The following is a 16,122-nucleotide window of genomic DNA, read 5'->3' as shown; positions in this document are numbered from 1 at the left end:
CCATGGCGCTCGAAACCTACCGCCGCAAGCGCAATTTCGACGTCACCTCCGAGCCGCGCGGCAAGTCGGCCGCCGAGCAAGGCCATGCCTATCTGATCCAGAAGCATGCCGCGCGCCGGCTTCATTACGACCTGCGGCTGGAGATGGACGGCGTGCTAAAGAGCTGGGCGGTGACGCGCGGGCCGAGCCTGGTGCCCGGCGAGAAGCGCCTTGCGGTCCATGTCGAGGACCATCCGCTCGACTATGGCAGCTTCGAGGGCACGATCCCCAAGGGCGAGTATGGGGGCGGCACGGTCATGCTCTGGGACACCGGAAGCTGGAGCCCGATCGGCGATCCGCACACGGGCTACGCCAAGGGCCATCTCGATTTCGAGCTGCATGGCGAGAAGCTCGACGGGCGCTGGCATCTGGTGCGCATGCATCCGCGCCGCGGCGAGAAGGCCGACAACTGGCTGCTGATCAAGGGCGACGACGCGGCGGCCCGGCCCGACGGCGCGCCCGACGTGCTCGACGAGCAGCCGGATTCGGTGAAGACCGGCCGCACCATGGACGAGATCGCCGAAGGCGCGCCCAAGCATGACGGCGCGGAGCACGCGGGCAAGGCGAAGGCCACGCCGAAAGCGAAGACCGCCAGCCTGGCCAAGGGCTCCCGTGCCAAGGCCCGCGCCGCCCCCTCCCCCGCCCGCCGGTCGGGCAGCTCCGGCAAGGCCGCCCCGGCCGGAGGCAGCCTCGGCAAGGCCGGGCCGATACCGGACTTCGTCGCGCCCGAGCTCGCGACCCTCGCCGCCAAGGCGCCCGCCGGGCGCAACTGGATCCACGAGATCAAGTTCGACGGGTACCGGCTGCAGGTGCGGATCGACCGATCGGCCAGCCCGAAGAAAAGGATACGCCTGCTCACCCGTTCCGGCCTCGACTGGACCGACCGCTTCGGCCCGGCGCTGGTGCACGCGCTCGCCGACCTGCCGGTGGAGAGCGCCATCATCGATGGCGAGCTGGTAGTGGAGGCCGAATCCGGCGCCTCGCACTTCGCCAGCCTGCAGCAGGACCTCTCCGAGGGGCGCACCGACCGTTTCGTGCTCTACGCCTTCGACCTGCTCTATCTCGACGGGCGGGACCTGCGCGAGGTGCCGCTGATCGAGCGCAAAAGCGCGCTGGCCGGCCTCCTCGCGGACGCCGCCGCGCCGCTGCGCTACAGCGAGCATTTTGAAGTCGACGGCGCCACCATGCTGCGCCACGCCTGCCGGCTGAGCCTCGAGGGCCTCGTCTCCAAGCGCGCCGACGCGCCCTATCGCTCCGGGCGCGGCAAGGACTGGGTGAAGTCCAAATGCACCCACCGGCAGGAATTCGTGGTCGGCGGCTTCGTGCCCTCCACCGCCATGGCGAAGGCGGTCGGCTCGCTGGTTCTCGGCGTCTATGAGGATGACCGTCTGCGCCATGTGGGGCGCGTGGGCACCGGCTTTTCCCGCAAGGTGGCGCAGGACCTGTTCAGGCAATTGTCCGCAATCGAGCGCCCGCGCAGCCCGTTCGCGGGCCGGCTGGCCACCGAGGCCGCGCGCGGCGTCACCTTCGTGAAGCCGGAGCTCGTCGCCGAGATCGAGTTCCGCGGCTGGACCGGCGACGCCAATATCCGCCAGGCGGCCTTTCGCGGCCTGCGCGAGGACAAGCCGGCGCGCGAGATCGTGCGCGAGGACGCCTCGACGCCGGGCGAGACGGACAAGGCCGGGAAGACATCGCCGGCGCCGCGCACGCGGGTCAAGCTGACCCATCCCGACCGCATCTACTGGCCGGAGGACGGCGTCACCAAGCAGGGTCTCGCCGAATATTACGCCGAGGTCTGGCGCTTCATCGCGCCGTTCCTCGTTGCCCGGCCGCTGGCGCTGCTGCGCTGCCCGGATGGCATCGCCAAGGCCTGCTTCTTCCAGAAGCACGCCTGGCGCGGCATCAACCGCGCCATTCGCGTCTCGCACGACGCCGACGGCGAGGAATTGCTGTCGATCGACGATTTCGACGGGCTGATCGCGCTGGTGCAGGCGGGCGCGCTGGAGATCCACCCCTGGGGCGCGACGCTGGCCGAGATCGAGACGCCCGACACGCTGATCTTCGATCTCGATCCCGGCGAGGGCCTCGGCTGGTCCGACATCGTGGAGGGCGCGCGCGAGGTGCGCGAGCGACTGGAGGCGGCGGGCCTTGCCGCCTTCGTCAAGACATCCGGCGGCAAGGGGCTGCACGTGGTCGCGCCGCTGAAGCCGCAGGCCCGCTGGGACGCGGCCAAGGACTTCGCCAAGGGGCTGGCCGACGCCATGGCCGCCGACAGCCCGGACCGCTATGTCGCCGTCGCCACCAAGAGCCGGCGCAGCGGGCGGATCTTCGTCGACTACCTGCGCAACGGGCGCGGCGCCACCGCCGTGGTCGCCTATGGCACCCGCGCGCGGCCCGGCGCGGCGGTCTCGATGCCGCTCGGCTGGGAGGAGATCGAGGGCCTCGCCGGCGCGGCGCAGTTCACGCTCGACAATGCGCCGGCCCGGCTCGCCAACCTGACGGACGACCCGTGGGCGGATTTCCGCGCGGCGGCAACGCCCCTGCCGGAGCCGACCGGGCGCCGCCGCCGCACGCGCTGAGGGATTTCCGCCAAGGGCGCCCGCCTCAGCGGCCCTTGCCGCGCCCCTTGGTCTCGGCGGCGAGGCTGCGCTTCAGCGCATCCATGATGTTGACGACGTTGGTCGGCGTCTCCTGCTCCGCGCCCTTCTTCGCCTTGGGCGGGCGCCGGTGCTTCTTCTTCGCCTCGATCAGCGCGCGCAATTCGTCCTGCATCGGGTCATGGACCAGCGCCCCGTCCCAGTCGCGCGTGCGCCTGTCGATGAGCCTGCCGACCAGCTTCACGAGATCCGGCTCGACATCGCCGTCGATGCCCTCGAAATAGTCCTCCGGCCGGCGCAGCTCGTCGGCATAGTGCAGCGTCCACACCACGATGCCGCGCCCGCGCGGCTCCAGCATCACCGGCCGCTCGCGGCGGTAGAGCACGAGGCGCGAGAGCCCGACCGTGCCGGTGGCGGCCATCGCCTCGCGGATCACCGCGAAGGCTTCCTCGCCGACGGGATCGTCCGGCATCAGGAAATGCGGGCGGTCGTACCAGATCCACTCGACGCTGTCGGCGGGCGCGAACATCTCGATGTCGATTGTGCGCGTGCTCTCCAGCGCCACCGAGCGCAGCTCATCGTCGTCCAGCATCACATAGTCGTCGGGCCCGCGCTCGTAGCCGCGCACCTGGTCGTCGTCCTCGACCGGCTTGCCGCTGCCGCTGTCGACATAGATGCCTTCGACCCGGTTGCCGGTGGCGCGGTTGAGGGTGTGGAAGCGGACCTTCTCGGCCTCCGAGGTGGCCGGCATCATCGCCACCGGGCAGGTGACGAGCGAGAGCTTGAGATAGCCCTTCCAGAAACTGTGCTGCGCCATCCGCGCCTCCTCCGCCGCGCTCCATCCGGTCAACCCGCTACCGCCCCGTCCGTTCCGGCGGCCATGAAGGCCGGAACTTTGCCGTCCCGGGCTCATTTGTTCCCAGACCAACCCGGGGGTAGCGAATGCTCGACATCCGTGCCGGCCATGCGTGCCGCCTCAGTCCTTCCCTTGCCGACGACCTGCGCCCCGTCGCCGCGCGTGCCGCCTCCCTCGACGAGGATGGCAGCTTCCCGGTCGACGATATCGGCGTCCTTGCCGCGGCCGGCGCGCTCGCTGCGGCCTCCCCCGGGCCGCGAGGCGAGGACGGGCTCGCCATCGGCGCGCCGGAGGAGCTGATGGAGGTGCTGCGCCTTGTCGGCCATGCGAGCCTGCCGCTGGGCCGGCTCTATGAGGGGCACGTCAACGCCGCCGGCCTGATCGCCCGCTACGGCACGCCCGCGCAGAGGCTCGCCGCGTGGCGCGACGCGCAGGACGGCGCGCTGTTCGGGATCTGGAACACGCAGGCGCCGCAGGACGGCGTGCGGCTGGTGCGCCGGTCCGGCCGGCTGGAGCTCGCCGGCGCCAAGACCTTCGCCTCCGGCGCCGGGTACGTGGCGCGCCCGCTGATCACGGCGCAGGACGAGCGGGACGAATGGGTGCTGGTGCTGCCGCGCCTCGACGGCGCGCCGCGCGCCGACCTGTCGGACTGGCGGGCGCACGGCATGCGCGCCTCGGCGACCGGCAGCTTCCGCTTCGACGGGCTGGCGGTGGACGAGGGCGACATCATCGGCCGCGCCGGCGACTATCATCGCCAGCCGAATTTCTCCGCCGGCGCCTGGCGCTTCTGCGCGGTGCAGCTCGGCGGCATGGAGCGGATCGTCGACGAGGCGCGGGACGCCCTGCGCGCGCGGGGCCGCGAGGGCGACCCGCATCAGCGGGCCCGCATGGGCGAGGCCGTCACGGCGGCGGAGACGGCGCGGCTGTGGGTGGAGCGCGCCGCCCGCATGGCGGAGGCAGAGGATCTCGACGCGAGCGCCGAGGCCGGCGCCGGCGCGGTCGCCTATGTGAACCTCGCGCGCGGGGCGGTGGAGCGGGCCGGGCTCGACATCATGGAGTTCGTGCAGCGCTCGGTCGGGCTTTCCGCCTTCCTGCGGCCCGATCCACTGGAGCGCCTGTGCCGCGACCTCGCCACCTATCTGCGGCAGCCAGCGCCGGACCGGGCGTTGTGCGAGGGCGCGGCCCATGTGCTGGCGACCGGCCAGCCGCTGCGGGAGATGTGGCGATGACGCTGACCGCCGGCGAGGCGCTGCGCGCGATCGAGGACTTCCCGGTCGTCGAGCCGGCCGCGTTCGTGCGTCACGGGCTGCTGGTGGTGGCGCCCCATCCCGACGACGAGAGCCTCGGCTGCGGCGGGCTGATCGCCGCCTGCCGCGGCAACGGCCTGCCGGTGACCATCGTGTTCGTCAGCGACGGCGCCGGCTCGCATCCCCATTCCCGCGCCTTCCCCCCGCCGCGCCTCGCCGCCCTGCGCCGCGAGGAGGCGATGGCCGCCGCGCACCAGCTCGGCGTCGAGGAGAGCCACGTGCATTTCATCGACCTGCCCGACCGGGAGGTGCCGACCCGCGGCCCCCTCGCCGAAGAGGCGATCGCGCGCATCGCCGGGCTCGGCGAGGGGGCGGACGTCGTCCTCGTTTCCTGGCGTCACGATCCCCATTGCGACCACCAGGCGAGCTTCGAGCTGGCGCGGCAGGCGGTGCGGCGGCTCGACGGCGCGCGGCTGTTCGAATACCCGGTCTGGGGCCTGACCCTGTCGCCGCTGGAGCCGCTGGACGGGCCGGCGCCGAAGGGCTGCCGGGTCGAGGTGGAGGCCTTCCTGCCGGCGAAGCGGCGGGCGATCGCCGCCCATGCGTCGCAGACCACCAACCTGATCCATGACGACCCGAAGGGCTTCCGCCTGACACCCTCGCTGATCGCGCTGTTCGATACCCGGTTCGAGACCTATTTCGAGGCCGGCGCATGAGCGCGAGCCTTCCCCCCACCTATTTCGACGCGCTCTACCAGCGTTCGCCCGACCCCTGGTCGTTCGAGACCAGCGCCTATGAGCGCGCGAAATACGCGGCGACGCTCGACGCCCTGCCGCGCCCGCGCTACCGGCGGGCGCTGGAGGTCGGCTGCTCGATCGGCGTGCTCACCCATGGGCTGGCCGCCCGCTGCGACGAGCTGATCGCGATCGACCCCGCGCCACTCGCTCTGGAACGGGCGCGGGCGCGCTGCGCAGGGCTGGCGCAGGTCCGCTTCATGGAGGGCTACGCCCCGCGCGACTGGGCCGACGGGCGCTTCGACCTCATCGTGCTGTCGGAGGTGGTCTATTATCTCGGGCCCGAGGACGTCGCCCGCCTCGCGGCGCGGGTCACGGGCGCGCTCGCCCCGGCGGGGCATGTCGAGCTGGTGCACTGGCTGGGCGAGACCGACTATCCGCTCACCGGCGACGCGGCGGCCGAGCTGTTCATCCGCGAGACGGACGGTGCGCTGCGCGTCCACACGCAACAGCGCACCGGCGACTACCGGCTAGACCTGCTGGTCGCGCGCTAGCGCCTCGCCGGGCGCCGGCAGGCGCGCCAGCAGCCGGTGCGCGGCGGCTAGGTGGTGTTCCATCTCCTCCGGGCGAAGCGGCTGCGGCCGCAGCAAGGGGCTCAGCGCCTCGACCCGCGCCCACGCCTCGCCGAAGCGCAGTGAGGCGGCGCCTGAGAGCATGCCCGCCCTCAGACCCAGCCGGCGCTCCCACTCGCCGGGGCGAAAGCCGGTGCCGAAGGCGCGGCGCAGGTGCGCGCGCAGCCCCATGCGGCGCAACGCGACGGGCAACGCCTCCAGCCGCTCGTCGCCGGGCGTCGCCCGGTCATCGCAGCGCTCGCGCAGCGTCGCCGCGCAGCCGCGTGCGGCCCGCCCCTCGAGCCGAGCCGAGGTAGTGACGACGATGTCGGGATCGTGGCGGATCGGAATGTCGTGGCGCGCCAGCGCGGCGGCGAGCGCCCGGTCCTCGCCACAGGCGACGGCGGGCAGGCCGCCGATCCGGCGATAGGCCGACAGGGTGAGCGCGAAGCTGGCGCCGGAAGCGGTCCAGTGGTTCGGCCACGGGTCGTGCAGCTGCGGGTCGAGCCGCGCGGCGAGCCCGAGCAGCGCCGCCTCATAGGCCGCCTCGACGCGCCGGCGCCGCGCCAGATGGCGGGGCAGCAGGGCGGCCTCGGCCGGATCGAACACGAAGCGGCCGGCCACCGCCCCGCAGGCACCGCGCAGCCCCGCGAGGTTGCGCGCGATCCAGTCCGGCCCGACGCGGCTGTCGGCGTCCGTCGTCAGCAGAGAGCCCTCCCCGCGCCCGATCCATAAGCTGGCGAGATCGAGCGCCAGCGCCCGCGCGGCGCCGGCACTGGCCCGCTCGGACGGCAGGCTGACCGACAGCACGCGGTGCGGCATGTCGCTCGAGGCGAGCAGCCGCCAGGCGCGCCGGACCGTGGCGTCGCGGCAATTGTTGGCGAGCAGGACAAGGCCGACATCGGCCGCTCCATGCTCGCGCCGCTGCGCCAGCAGCGCCGACAGGCACGCCTCGATCCGCTCCTCCTCGTCGCGGGCGGGGATCGCCACCACCGCGCGCGGCGACCGGACGCAGGGGGGCTCCACCTCATGGAGCCGGGCGGCGAAATCGGAACAGACGGCACGTTCCAGCATGGGCGGGTCCAGCACGCTCGAGAGCACGACCCGGGCGTTGAAGGCTTGGAGTGGCCCGGGGCAGAACCCGAACGTTCGATGCGCGCCTAGTGTTCCGTCCCGGCAGGATCACCGGCCGCCGGCGCGCCTCAGAGCCGGCCGCCGACCTCGTCGAGGTGGCCGAGCACGTCGGCGGGATCCTCGAACACGCGATAGGCACCGGCGGTGCGCAGCTCCGCCTCGCCATAGCCGCCCGACAGCAGGCCGATGCCGAGCGCGCCGCAGCGCACCGCCGCCAGCATGTCCCAGATGCTGTCGCCGACCACCACGGACGAGCCGATCGGCGCGCCGAGCCGGTCGGCGGCGGCGAGGAACAGGTCCGGGTCGGGCTTGGCGTATTTGACCATGTCGCGCGTGACGACCGGCACGGCGGACGGATCGACGCCGAGCGCCTCGATGTTGGGCGCGGCCGTCTCCATGCGCCCGCTGGTGGCGATGGCCCAGCCGATGCCGTTCCCGGTCAGCGCCGCCAGAAGCTCGCGCGCGCCCGGCAGCGGCCGCACGGTGGCGGAAAGGCGCCGGTAGGCCGCCGCATGGGCGCGGCGCAGCCGCTCGCCTCGCTCGGGATCGATGGTCAGGCCGGTCTCGCGCAGGAGCTGGTTGGTGAACAGCCCGCCGCTCATGCCGATCTTGCGGTGGATGCGCCAGAAGGAGAGCTCGATGCCCTCCTCGTCCAGCGCCTCCTTCCAGGCGGCGACGTGCTGGTACACGCTGTCGACCAGCGTGCCGTCGAGATCGAAAAGAAAATGGGTCTGGCTGCGCATGGCGCCCTCTCCCCGAATAAGTGTCCCCGAAACGTCCGGCGCCGGCGCGCCGGGCGTCAGTTCGCGACGCCCCGATAGGGCGCGTCCTTCAGCAGCCGGGCGAGATGGGCCGCGTTGGCGGCCAGGACGCGCGTGGTGTGGCGCGTCTTCCCGGCGGGCTCGGGCAGGTCCTTGTAGTCGGTGGCGCCCATCGCCTCGCCGACCCAGTAGGTGCCCCCGCCCATGGGAATGGTGAAGCCGATGTCGTTGAGCGCCTGGAAGATCTCGGCGTGGCAGTGATGCGCGCCGTCCTCGTTGCCCACCACCGCCACCACGGCGACCTTGCCATGGGTGGGCATGCGGCTGTGCTCGTCGGCCTCGGAAATGAAGGCGTCCATCCGCTCCAGCACCCGCTTGGCGACGGAGGAGGGCTGACCCATCCACACCGGCGTGCCGATGACGACGATGTCCGCCGCGAAGATGCGCGCGCCCAGGTCCGGCCAGTCGTCGCCCGGGCCCTCGTCGGCGCTGACGCCGGGCTTAACGTCGAGGTCGACCACGCGGATCGTGCAGCCCGAGGCGTCGTGCGCCTTGAACGCCTCCATCACCTCGTCGAGCAGCCGACCGGTCGATGAGGCGGTGTCGCAGTGCTTCAGCGTGCAGTTGAGCGCGAGGACGTCGAGGGACATCACGCTTCTCCTTCGTTGGGCATCCCTTGGGGCATGTATCGGATCGGCGGCGACCTGCGGGCGGCAACTTGCGGGTGGCAGCGTCGCGGCGCCTGCGACGGCCGGCTTCCGGGCACCGGGACTGAGAAACTTTAGTGGGAACTCCGCCACCGACGAACCGTTCCCCGGACAGGACGTAGCGGCAGCGGCACGGGTCCCGAGGTCGCCCTGATCCCAACAATGGAGAGAGCGATGCAGGTGTGGGAAGTAATGACCCGCGACGTGCGCGTCGCCAATGCCGACGAGACCATCGAGCAGGCGGCGCGGCTGATGGCCGGCCTCGACGCCGGCAGTCTGCCGGTCGGCAAGGACAACCGGCTGGTCGGCATGATCACCGACCGCGACATCGTCATGCGCGCCGTGGCGGCCGGCAAGGGGCCGGAGACCAAGGTGCACGAGGTGATGACGCCCGACGTGAAGTACTGCTTCGCCGAACAGGAGATCGAAGAGGTCAGCCGCAACATGGGCGACCTGCAGATCCGCCGCTTGCCGGTGGTGGATACCGACAAGCAGCTCATCGGCATCCTCTCTCTCGCCGACGTCGCCACCGCCGCGACCGACGGCGCGGCGGGCGTGGCGCTGGCCGGCATTTCCCGTCCCGGCGGGATTTACAGCCACACCGGCTAGAGCCCCCCGGACAGCCCCGGTGCGGCGGCGTGCGAGAGGCGCGCGCTGCATGGGGACGGCTCGGCGGCCACCGAATGCCGCTGCGGAAGCCAGCGGAACGACTTTAACCTTTGATAATCTTGGCATTTTTCTGGCGGACGCGCTGAACCTTTTGCGGCCGCCGTGGATTGAAAAGGTGGCGGGCAATGACTGGCACCCCAGCGCTCCAATCCCCGCCCGCACCGACCGGCCGCCGACTGACCGGCCGCCGTCGGAATGCCGCCCAGATCCTGATGGCGGGCCGTGAAGCCCGTTCCGGACAAGCTGGAACTTATCGGGAGTCACACCCATGACTGTTGAAGACGCGCGCGTGATGCGCATCGCCTCCCCTCCGATCCACCCCTTCCTCGCCCTCATCCCGGCCACCTGCTTCACGGGCGCGCTGCTGACCGACCTCGCCTATTGGGGCTCGGCGCAGATGATGTGGGCCGATTTCTCGGCATGGCTGATCAGCGCCGGCGTGGTGCTCGCCCTGCTGTTCGCTATCGTCGGGCTGGTCGAGATGATCGTGCGTCCCTCGCTGCGGGAACGCTCGGGGATGGTCCCCTATGTGCTCGGCTACCTGGTCGCGCTCGCGCTCGCGACCTTCAACATGCTCATTCATTCGCGCGATGCGTGGACGTCCGTCGTGCCCTCCGGGCTCGTCCTGTCGGCGCTAACCGTGCTGGTACTCGTCGGCACGGCCTTCGCCGGCGCGCTCCTCGTCTATCGCCCTCGCCACGGAGTTGATTACCAATGACCCGCACCCTCATCTCCGCCGGCCGCGGGGCGGCGGTCGTCCTGCTGTCGGTCACCGCGCTGGCGGTGCCCGGCCTCGCGCAGGAAAACATCGATCCGCAGGCGCAGATCGGGCCCAACCCGACGCTGCCCGAGCCGCATGAAGGGCTCTTTCCCACCATGCACCTCGCCGAGGTGGTCGGGTGGAAGGACAACCAGACCCCGGCCGCCGCCCCCGGCCTGAAGGTCACGGCGCTGGCCTCCGGCTTCGAGCACCCGCGCAACATCTTCGTGCTGCCGAACGGCGACGTCCTGGTGATCGAATCGAAGTCGCCCGGCACCGACCCGGTCACGCGCCCCAAGGGCATCGTGATGAACTGGATCGAGGGCTGGGTGACCTCCGGCGGCGATACCGGCACCAGCAACCGCATCACCCTGCTGCGCGACGCGGATGGCGACGGCAAGCCCGAGGTCCGCTCGGTCTTCCTCGACCACCTGAACTCGCCCTTCGGCGTGGCGCTGGTCGGCAACGACCTCTATGTCGCCGATACCGACGCGATCCTGCGCTATCCCTACCAGACCGGCGACACCAAGATCACCGCCAAGCCCACGGTGCTGACGCCGCTGCCGGGCGGGCCGATCGACCATCACTGGACCAAGAGCCTGGTGGCGAGCCCGGACGGGACCAAGCTCTATGTCGGCGTCGGCTCAAACAGCAATATCGGCGAGAACGGCCTCGAGGCCGAGAAGAACCGCGCCGCGATCATGGAGGTCGACCGGGCGACCGGCGCCAAGCGCATCTTCGCCAGCGGCCTGCGCAACCCGAACGGCCTGACCTTCGAGCCGCAGACCGGCGCGCTGTGGGCGGTGGTGAATGAGCGTGACGAGCTCGGCCCGAACCTCGTTCCCGATTATATGACCTCGGTCAAGGAAGGCGCCTTCTATGGCTGGCCCTACAGCTATTACGGCCAGCATGTCGACCCGCGCGTCCAGCCGCAGCGCCCGGACCTGGTGGAGAAGGCGATCCCGCCGGACTACGCGCTGAGCTCGCACGTCGCCCCGCTGGGCCTCACCTTCTACACCGCCAACGCCCTGCCGCAGAAGTATCACGGCGGCGCGTTCGTCGGCGAGCACGGAAGCTGGAACCGCGACCACTTCAACGGCTACAAGGTCGTGTTCGTGCCGTTCAAGGACGGCAAGCCGAGCGGCAAGGCCGAGGACGTGGTCACCGGCTTCCTGACCAAGGACGGCAAGGCCCATGGCCGCCCGGTCGGCGTCGCCGTCGACAAGAGCGGTGCGCTGCTGATCGCCGACGATGTCGGCAACACGGTGTGGCGGGTCACATCCTCTGGCGCCACCGCCAGCGCCGCCGGGCTGTAGGCGCCGCCCTTCTCCACCGCTGGAAGAAACCTGTCGCGGCCGGCCCATGCGCCGGCCGCGATGCTTTACGGCCGCCACGCGCCGCACAAGCTCGCATGATGACTTCGCAGGGAACCGGGCGCCCGCCGGACGGTTGGCGACGGTAACACCGCCCGTTCGTTTCGCACCGAGGCCGATCCGCCGCCGCCAGCCGCCGCGGCGGATCGCGCGCAGGATTGAAGATGCTCTCGCTGTTCGAACTCGTCGCCGGCCTGCTCACGGCCACCGCGACCTTCGCCTGGCTCAACCACCAGTTCCTGAGGCTGCCGGCCAATATCGGACTGCTGGTGATGGGGCTTGGCGCCTCGCTGGCCCTGATCGGCATCGAGGTCCTGTTCACCGACACCCACATCTACGCCACGCTCGCCGACAGCCTGCGCCAGATCGACTTCTACGAGGCGGTCATGAACGGCATGCTGGCCTTCCTGCTGTTCGCGGGCGCGCTGCATGTCGACCTCGACCGGCTGCGCCGACGGGCCGCCGTGGTGGGGGCGCTGGCGACGCTGGGGGTCGCGCTGTCGACCCTCATCATCGCCACCGGACTATGGTTCGGCACCCAGCTCGCCGGCGTCCACTTCGCCTTTTCCTGGGCGCTGGTATTCGGCGCGTTGATCGCCCCGACCGACCCGGTGGCGGTGCTTTCGACGCTGCGCTCGGTCGACGTGCCGGAGAAGCTCAAGACCGACATGAGCGGCGAAGCGCTCTTCAATGACGGCATCGCCGTGGTGCTGTTCACCATCACCCTGCAGATGGCGACCGGAGGCGGGGACGATTTCGACGTCTCACACGTGCTGCGCCTCATCGTGGTCGAGGCGGGCGGGGGCGCGCTGCTCGGCTTCGTTACCGGCTTCATCGCCTACCGGGCGATGCGCGCGCTCGATGACTACTCGATCGAGGTGATGATCTCGCTTGCGCTGGTCACCGCGACCTACGCGCTCGCCAACGCCATGCACATGAGCGGGCCGATCGCGGTCGTGGTCGCGGGGGTGCTGATCGGCAATCGCGGCGCCTCGCACGGCATGAGCGACACCACCAAGCGCTACGTGTTCGGCTTCTGGACCCTGGTCGACGACATCCTCAACGCCGTGCTGTTCCTGCTGATCGGGCTGGAGGTGCTGGTGCTGCGCTTCGACCCGAGCTTCGCCTGGGTCGGCCTGCTGGCGGTGCCGCTGGTGGTGGTGGCGCGGTTCCTGGCGGTGGCGGGCTCGGTGACGCTGCTCGCCCGCTGGCAGAGCTTCGCGCGCGGCACGATCCCGGTGCTGACCTGGGGCGGGGTGCGCGGGGGCATATCGGTCGCGCTGGCGCTCTCGCTGACGGGGACGGACGCGCGCGCGCCGATACTGGCGGCGACCTATGCCGTGGTGCTGTTCACCATCATCGTGCAGGGACTGACCCTCGACCGCGTGGTGCGGCGCACGGCTCTGCGCGAGAGCTGACGCACCGCACCGCCCCGGGGGCGGAACCCTCCCCCCGGCGATCCGTTCACCCGACAGGCCGCCGCGCATCGAGCGCCGAGCGCGCCCCGTCAGCAAACGATCGAGAAGGAGAGCCGCCATGGCCAGCGATGCCAAGTCCCGGCTGGTCGATTTCCTCGGCCACGAAGCCTTCGATCCCATCCTGCGCGCCAGCGCCGGGGACTATCCCCGCAGCCGGCACGCGAAGCTGCAGGACGTCCAGCGGGCGACCGAGAACGAGAAGCGGCGCTGCCACGGCGACGATTCCGCCCGCGAGGTCTACCGGATGTTCCGCGACGACCTCGTCTGCGAGCCCGCGCGCAGGATCGACCGCGAGCTCACCGCGCTGGACCTGCCGACCCTCGACAGCGTGCGTGAGGCGTTCGAGCGCCTCGCCGCCGACTTCGCCGCCAACCTCGACGCCACGCACTGACCCACGGCGATCCCCGCGGGCCGCCGCGCCGTCCGCGCCGGCGCTGCGCGCGGGCACCAACCTCCCGAGGATGACCGATGGTACCTTCCTGGCTGCATCTCGTCGCCGGCCTGTCGCTCGCGACCGGCTTCCTCATCGCCGGCTGGATCGCCTGGGACGAATGGCACGACCCCCAGCATATGTGGATCATGAACGTCGTCTGGCCGATCACCGCCCTGTTCGGCACGGTGATCGCGCTGGCCGGCTATCTGCGCTACGGGCGCCTCGCCAGCCGCAGCCACATGATGGCGATGAAGGAGGAGGGCGAGGGCGAGACGCCGTTCCCGGTGATGGTGGCGAAGGGCGCGAGCCATTGCGGCAGCGGCTGCACGCTCGGTGATCTGCTGGCGGAATGGCTCGCCTATTTCGTGCCGGTGGTCGCCGTGTGGTTCGGCTGGCACACCGTGTTCGCGGAGAAGATGTTCGCGGTCTGGATACTCGACTTTATCTTCGCCTTCGTCATCGGCGTCGCGTTCCAGTACTTCACCATCAAGCCGATGCGCCAGCTCAGCGTCGGCCAGGGCCTCGTACAGGCGGTGAAGGCCGACACCCTGTCGCTGACCGCGTGGCAGGTCGGCATGTACGGCTTCATGGCGATCGCGCAGTTCATCCTGTTCCGGCGCCTGCTCGGCACGCCGCTCGAGGTCGCCTCGATGGAGTTCTGGTTCATGATGCAGCTTGCGATGATCGCCGGCTTCATCACAAGCTACCCGGTGAACTGGTGGCTGCTTCATCGTGGCATCAAGGAGAAGATGTAGGGGAGGCCTGATCGCCGCCCTCCCCGGACGGCGCACGCGTTCTGCTGGCCGCCCGCTTGCGCGCCTGGAATCCGGATGGAATCGCACCTGACCGTTCTCGCCCTCGCCCTCATGCCGGCGCTGGGCAATTTCGCCGGCGGGCTGCTCGCCGAAGTCGTGCCGGCCACGCCCCGCCTGCTGAGCGGCGCGCTGCATCTGGCGGCCGGCATCATCCTCGCCGTGGTGGCGGTGGAGCTGATGCCGGAGGCGCTGGCGGGCGCGCCGCCCTGGATCGTGCTGCTCGGCCTGTGCCTGGGCGGCGGCTTCTACATCCTGCTGGAAACGGTGATCGACCGTCTGCAGCCGCGCGACGGCGGGGCGGAGGGCGGCGCCGAGGGCTCGATGGCCGGCGCCTGGCTCATCTACGCCGCCGTCTCGTTCGACCTGTTCAGCGACGGGCTGATGATCGGCGCCGGCTCCTCGGTCTCGCTGGAGCTCGCCCTGGTGCTCGCCCTCGGCCAGGTGATGGCGGACGTGCCCGAAGGCTTCGCCACCATCGCCAACTTCAAGAATGGCGGCCAGCCGCGACGCCGGCGGCTCCTGCTGGCGGCCGGCTTCGTCGTGCCCTGCCTGATCGGTGCGGCGGGCACCTACGTACTGCTGCGCGACCTCAGCGACACGATGAAATACGCCGCCCTCGCCTTCACCGCCGGCATCCTGCTGCTCGCGGCGATCGAGGAGATGATGAAGGAGGCGCATGAATCGGCCGACGACACGCATCTGTCCTCGGCCCTGTTCATCGGCGGCTTCGCGCTCTTCACCTTCGTCGCGACCTTCTTCGACCGCTGAGGGGCGGCGCGGGGTCCGTCGCGTTCAGCTCGTCTCCTCGCCCGGCACCTCGGTCTTCTGGTGCAGCGTGTCGCGCAGATAGAGCTGCTTCAGCGCGACGTAGAACACCACGGTGAGCGGCGTGCCGAGCACGACCCCGACCGGGCCGAACAGGACCGCCAAGGGCAGCAGGGCGAACAGCGCCAGCACCGGCGGCAGATGCACCGTGCGCCGCTGCACCAGCGGCATGATGAGGTTGCTCTCCACCTGCTGCACCACGACATAGAGGCCGAGCACCCAGAACACCGCGCTGCCGCCCTGGGAGAGCGCAATGACCAGCGCCGGCACCGCCCCGACGATGGGTCCGACCACCGGCACGAACTCGGCGAGCCCCGCGATGAGGCCGAGAACGAAGGCCGACGGCATGCCGATGAAGTACAGCCCGGCGGTGGTGAACAGTCCGATCAGCAGCATCGAGACGAGCTGACCGAGCAGCCATAGCTGCAGCGCGCGCCCGGCATTCTCGGTCGCGCTGGCGACGTTGTCGCGGATCGAGGCCGGGAACACCCGAAGGCATCCCTTCAGGTAGAAGTCCGGCCGCGCGGCGAGATAGACACCGCCGACCAGCACCAGCACGATGTTGGTGAGGACCCCCAGCAGCCCCGACGTGTAGCCCGCCACGCTCTGGAGCACATTGCCCCGGCTGGCGAAGCTCTGCGCCTGTTCGGCGAGCCTCGAGCCGAGATCGACAATGCCGAGCCGGTCGCCCAGCGCGTCGATCTGCTGGGGAAACTCCTCGACCAGAGTGGTCATCTGCCCGATGAGCTGGGCGCCGAGCAGCACCGAGACACCGACGCCGAGGGCCAGTATCAGCAGACACGCCGCGACCAGCGACCAGCGGGTCGACAGCGGCAGCGCGCGCTCGATCAGCGCGGCGACGCTGCGCAGCATGATGGCGACCAGAATGGCCCCGAAGAACAGCAGCGCGACGCTGACGAGCTGCCACGCCAGCAGCGTGAGCACGACCACGCCGACAACGATGAAGGCACCCCGCACGAGCGCGGCCGTATCGGAGAGGCCGCGCGGACGGGATACGGGCCGGGTCATTCTGTCTCCATCGATCGAGGTCGAAAGTTTCGCCCGGTAACGCGTGCCAGCGGG

Annotated in this window: 16 protein-coding genes; 11 read left to right on the top strand and 5 right to left on the bottom strand. The window is 70.7% G+C overall.

Annotated features, from left to right (window positions below):
• Positions 1-2 precede the first annotated feature (2 nt).
• Entirely contained in the window at positions 3-2,618 is a 2,616-nt protein-coding gene (ligD, locus tag NVS83_RS02495; protein WP_258737913.1) for a DNA ligase D, read from the top strand.
• A gap of 25 nt (positions 2,619-2,643) precedes the next feature.
• Here ligD and ku read toward each other — a convergent pair whose 3' ends face one another.
• On the bottom strand, positions 2,644-3,453 hold the full coding sequence (gene ku, locus NVS83_RS02490; RefSeq protein ID WP_258737912.1) for a non-homologous end joining protein Ku: 810 nt from the start codon (positions 3,451-3,453) through the stop codon (positions 2,644-2,646).
• A 125-nt stretch (positions 3,454-3,578) separates the two neighbouring features.
• Between ku and NVS83_RS02485 the strand changes: the two genes are divergently transcribed.
• From NVS83_RS02485 to NVS83_RS02475, 3 genes are read left to right on the top strand one after another with little or no spacing between them, the layout of a single operon-like run.
• Positions 3,579-4,721 (top strand): acyl-CoA dehydrogenase family protein, encoded by a 1,143-nt coding sequence (locus NVS83_RS02485; protein ID WP_258737911.1) that lies wholly within the window; start codon positions 3,579-3,581, stop codon positions 4,719-4,721.
• Positions 4,722-4,723: 2 nt separating this feature from the next.
• Positions 4,724-5,455 (top strand): PIG-L deacetylase family protein, encoded by a 732-nt coding sequence (locus NVS83_RS02480; RefSeq protein WP_374115019.1) that lies wholly within the window; start codon positions 4,724-4,726, stop codon positions 5,453-5,455.
• Positions 5,452-6,027 (top strand): class I SAM-dependent DNA methyltransferase, encoded by a 576-nt coding sequence (locus NVS83_RS02475; protein WP_258737909.1) that lies wholly within the window; start codon positions 5,452-5,454, stop codon positions 6,025-6,027. The genes NVS83_RS02480 and NVS83_RS02475 overlap by 4 nt, the downstream gene beginning before the upstream one ends.
• Here the strand turns inward: NVS83_RS02475 and NVS83_RS02470 are convergent.
• From NVS83_RS02470 to NVS83_RS02460, 3 genes are all read right to left on the bottom strand, one after another.
• Positions 6,004-7,158, bottom strand: coding sequence for a glycosyltransferase family protein (locus NVS83_RS02470; protein ID WP_258737908.1), 1,155 nt, complete (start codon positions 7,156-7,158; stop codon positions 6,004-6,006). The two genes, NVS83_RS02475 and NVS83_RS02470, sit on opposite strands and share 24 nt — an antisense overlap.
• Positions 7,159-7,286: 128 nt before the next feature.
• The gene (locus tag NVS83_RS02465) at positions 7,287-7,961 is read right to left on the bottom strand and encodes an HAD family hydrolase (RefSeq protein WP_258737907.1); all 675 of its coding nucleotides are present in this window, start codon (positions 7,959-7,961) and stop codon (positions 7,287-7,289) included.
• A 56-nt stretch (positions 7,962-8,017) separates the two neighbouring features.
• Entirely contained in the window at positions 8,018-8,629 is a 612-nt protein-coding gene (locus tag NVS83_RS02460) for a flavodoxin family protein (RefSeq protein ID WP_258737906.1), read from the bottom strand.
• A gap of 231 nt (positions 8,630-8,860) precedes the next feature.
• Between NVS83_RS02460 and NVS83_RS02455 the strand changes: the two genes are divergently transcribed.
• From NVS83_RS02455 to NVS83_RS02425, 7 genes are all read left to right on the top strand, one after another.
• On the top strand, positions 8,861-9,295 hold the full coding sequence (locus NVS83_RS02455) for a CBS domain-containing protein (RefSeq protein ID WP_258737905.1): 435 nt from the start codon (positions 8,861-8,863) through the stop codon (positions 9,293-9,295).
• A gap of 328 nt (positions 9,296-9,623) precedes the next feature.
• Positions 9,624-10,073 carry a DUF2231 domain-containing protein gene (locus tag NVS83_RS02450; RefSeq protein WP_258737904.1) on the top strand — a complete coding sequence of 150 codons (450 nt, stop codon included), beginning with the start codon at positions 9,624-9,626 and terminating at the stop codon, positions 10,071-10,073.
• Positions 10,070-11,431 carry a PQQ-dependent sugar dehydrogenase gene (locus tag NVS83_RS02445; protein ID WP_258737903.1) on the top strand — a complete coding sequence of 454 codons (1,362 nt, stop codon included), beginning with the start codon at positions 10,070-10,072 and terminating at the stop codon, positions 11,429-11,431. Before NVS83_RS02450 ends, NVS83_RS02445 begins: the two co-directional genes overlap by 4 nt.
• A gap of 221 nt (positions 11,432-11,652) precedes the next feature.
• The gene (locus tag NVS83_RS02440) at positions 11,653-12,906 is read left to right on the top strand and encodes a cation:proton antiporter (protein ID WP_258737902.1); all 1,254 of its coding nucleotides are present in this window, start codon (positions 11,653-11,655) and stop codon (positions 12,904-12,906) included.
• A gap of 118 nt (positions 12,907-13,024) precedes the next feature.
• Positions 13,025-13,357, top strand: a complete 333-nt coding sequence (locus NVS83_RS02435; protein WP_258737901.1) for a hypothetical protein — start codon at positions 13,025-13,027, stop codon at positions 13,355-13,357.
• A gap of 77 nt (positions 13,358-13,434) precedes the next feature.
• The gene (locus NVS83_RS02430) at positions 13,435-14,154 is read left to right on the top strand and encodes a DUF4396 domain-containing protein (protein WP_258737900.1); all 720 of its coding nucleotides are present in this window, start codon (positions 13,435-13,437) and stop codon (positions 14,152-14,154) included.
• 75 nt (positions 14,155-14,229) lie between these two features.
• The gene (locus NVS83_RS02425) at positions 14,230-14,982 is read left to right on the top strand and encodes a ZIP family metal transporter (protein WP_258737899.1); all 753 of its coding nucleotides are present in this window, start codon (positions 14,230-14,232) and stop codon (positions 14,980-14,982) included.
• A gap of 24 nt (positions 14,983-15,006) precedes the next feature.
• Here NVS83_RS02425 and NVS83_RS02420 read toward each other — a convergent pair whose 3' ends face one another.
• Positions 15,007-16,068, bottom strand: coding sequence for an AI-2E family transporter (locus NVS83_RS02420; RefSeq protein ID WP_258737898.1), 1,062 nt, complete (start codon positions 16,066-16,068; stop codon positions 15,007-15,009).
• Positions 16,069-16,122 lie beyond the last annotated feature (54 nt).

The organism is Ancylobacter mangrovi (assembly GCF_024752335.1).
GTDB lineage: Bacteria > Pseudomonadota > Alphaproteobacteria > Rhizobiales > Xanthobacteraceae > Ancylobacter > Ancylobacter mangrovi.
The sequence above is the reverse complement of the archived record's forward strand: the minus strand, read 5'-3'. Positions and strand labels throughout refer to the sequence as shown.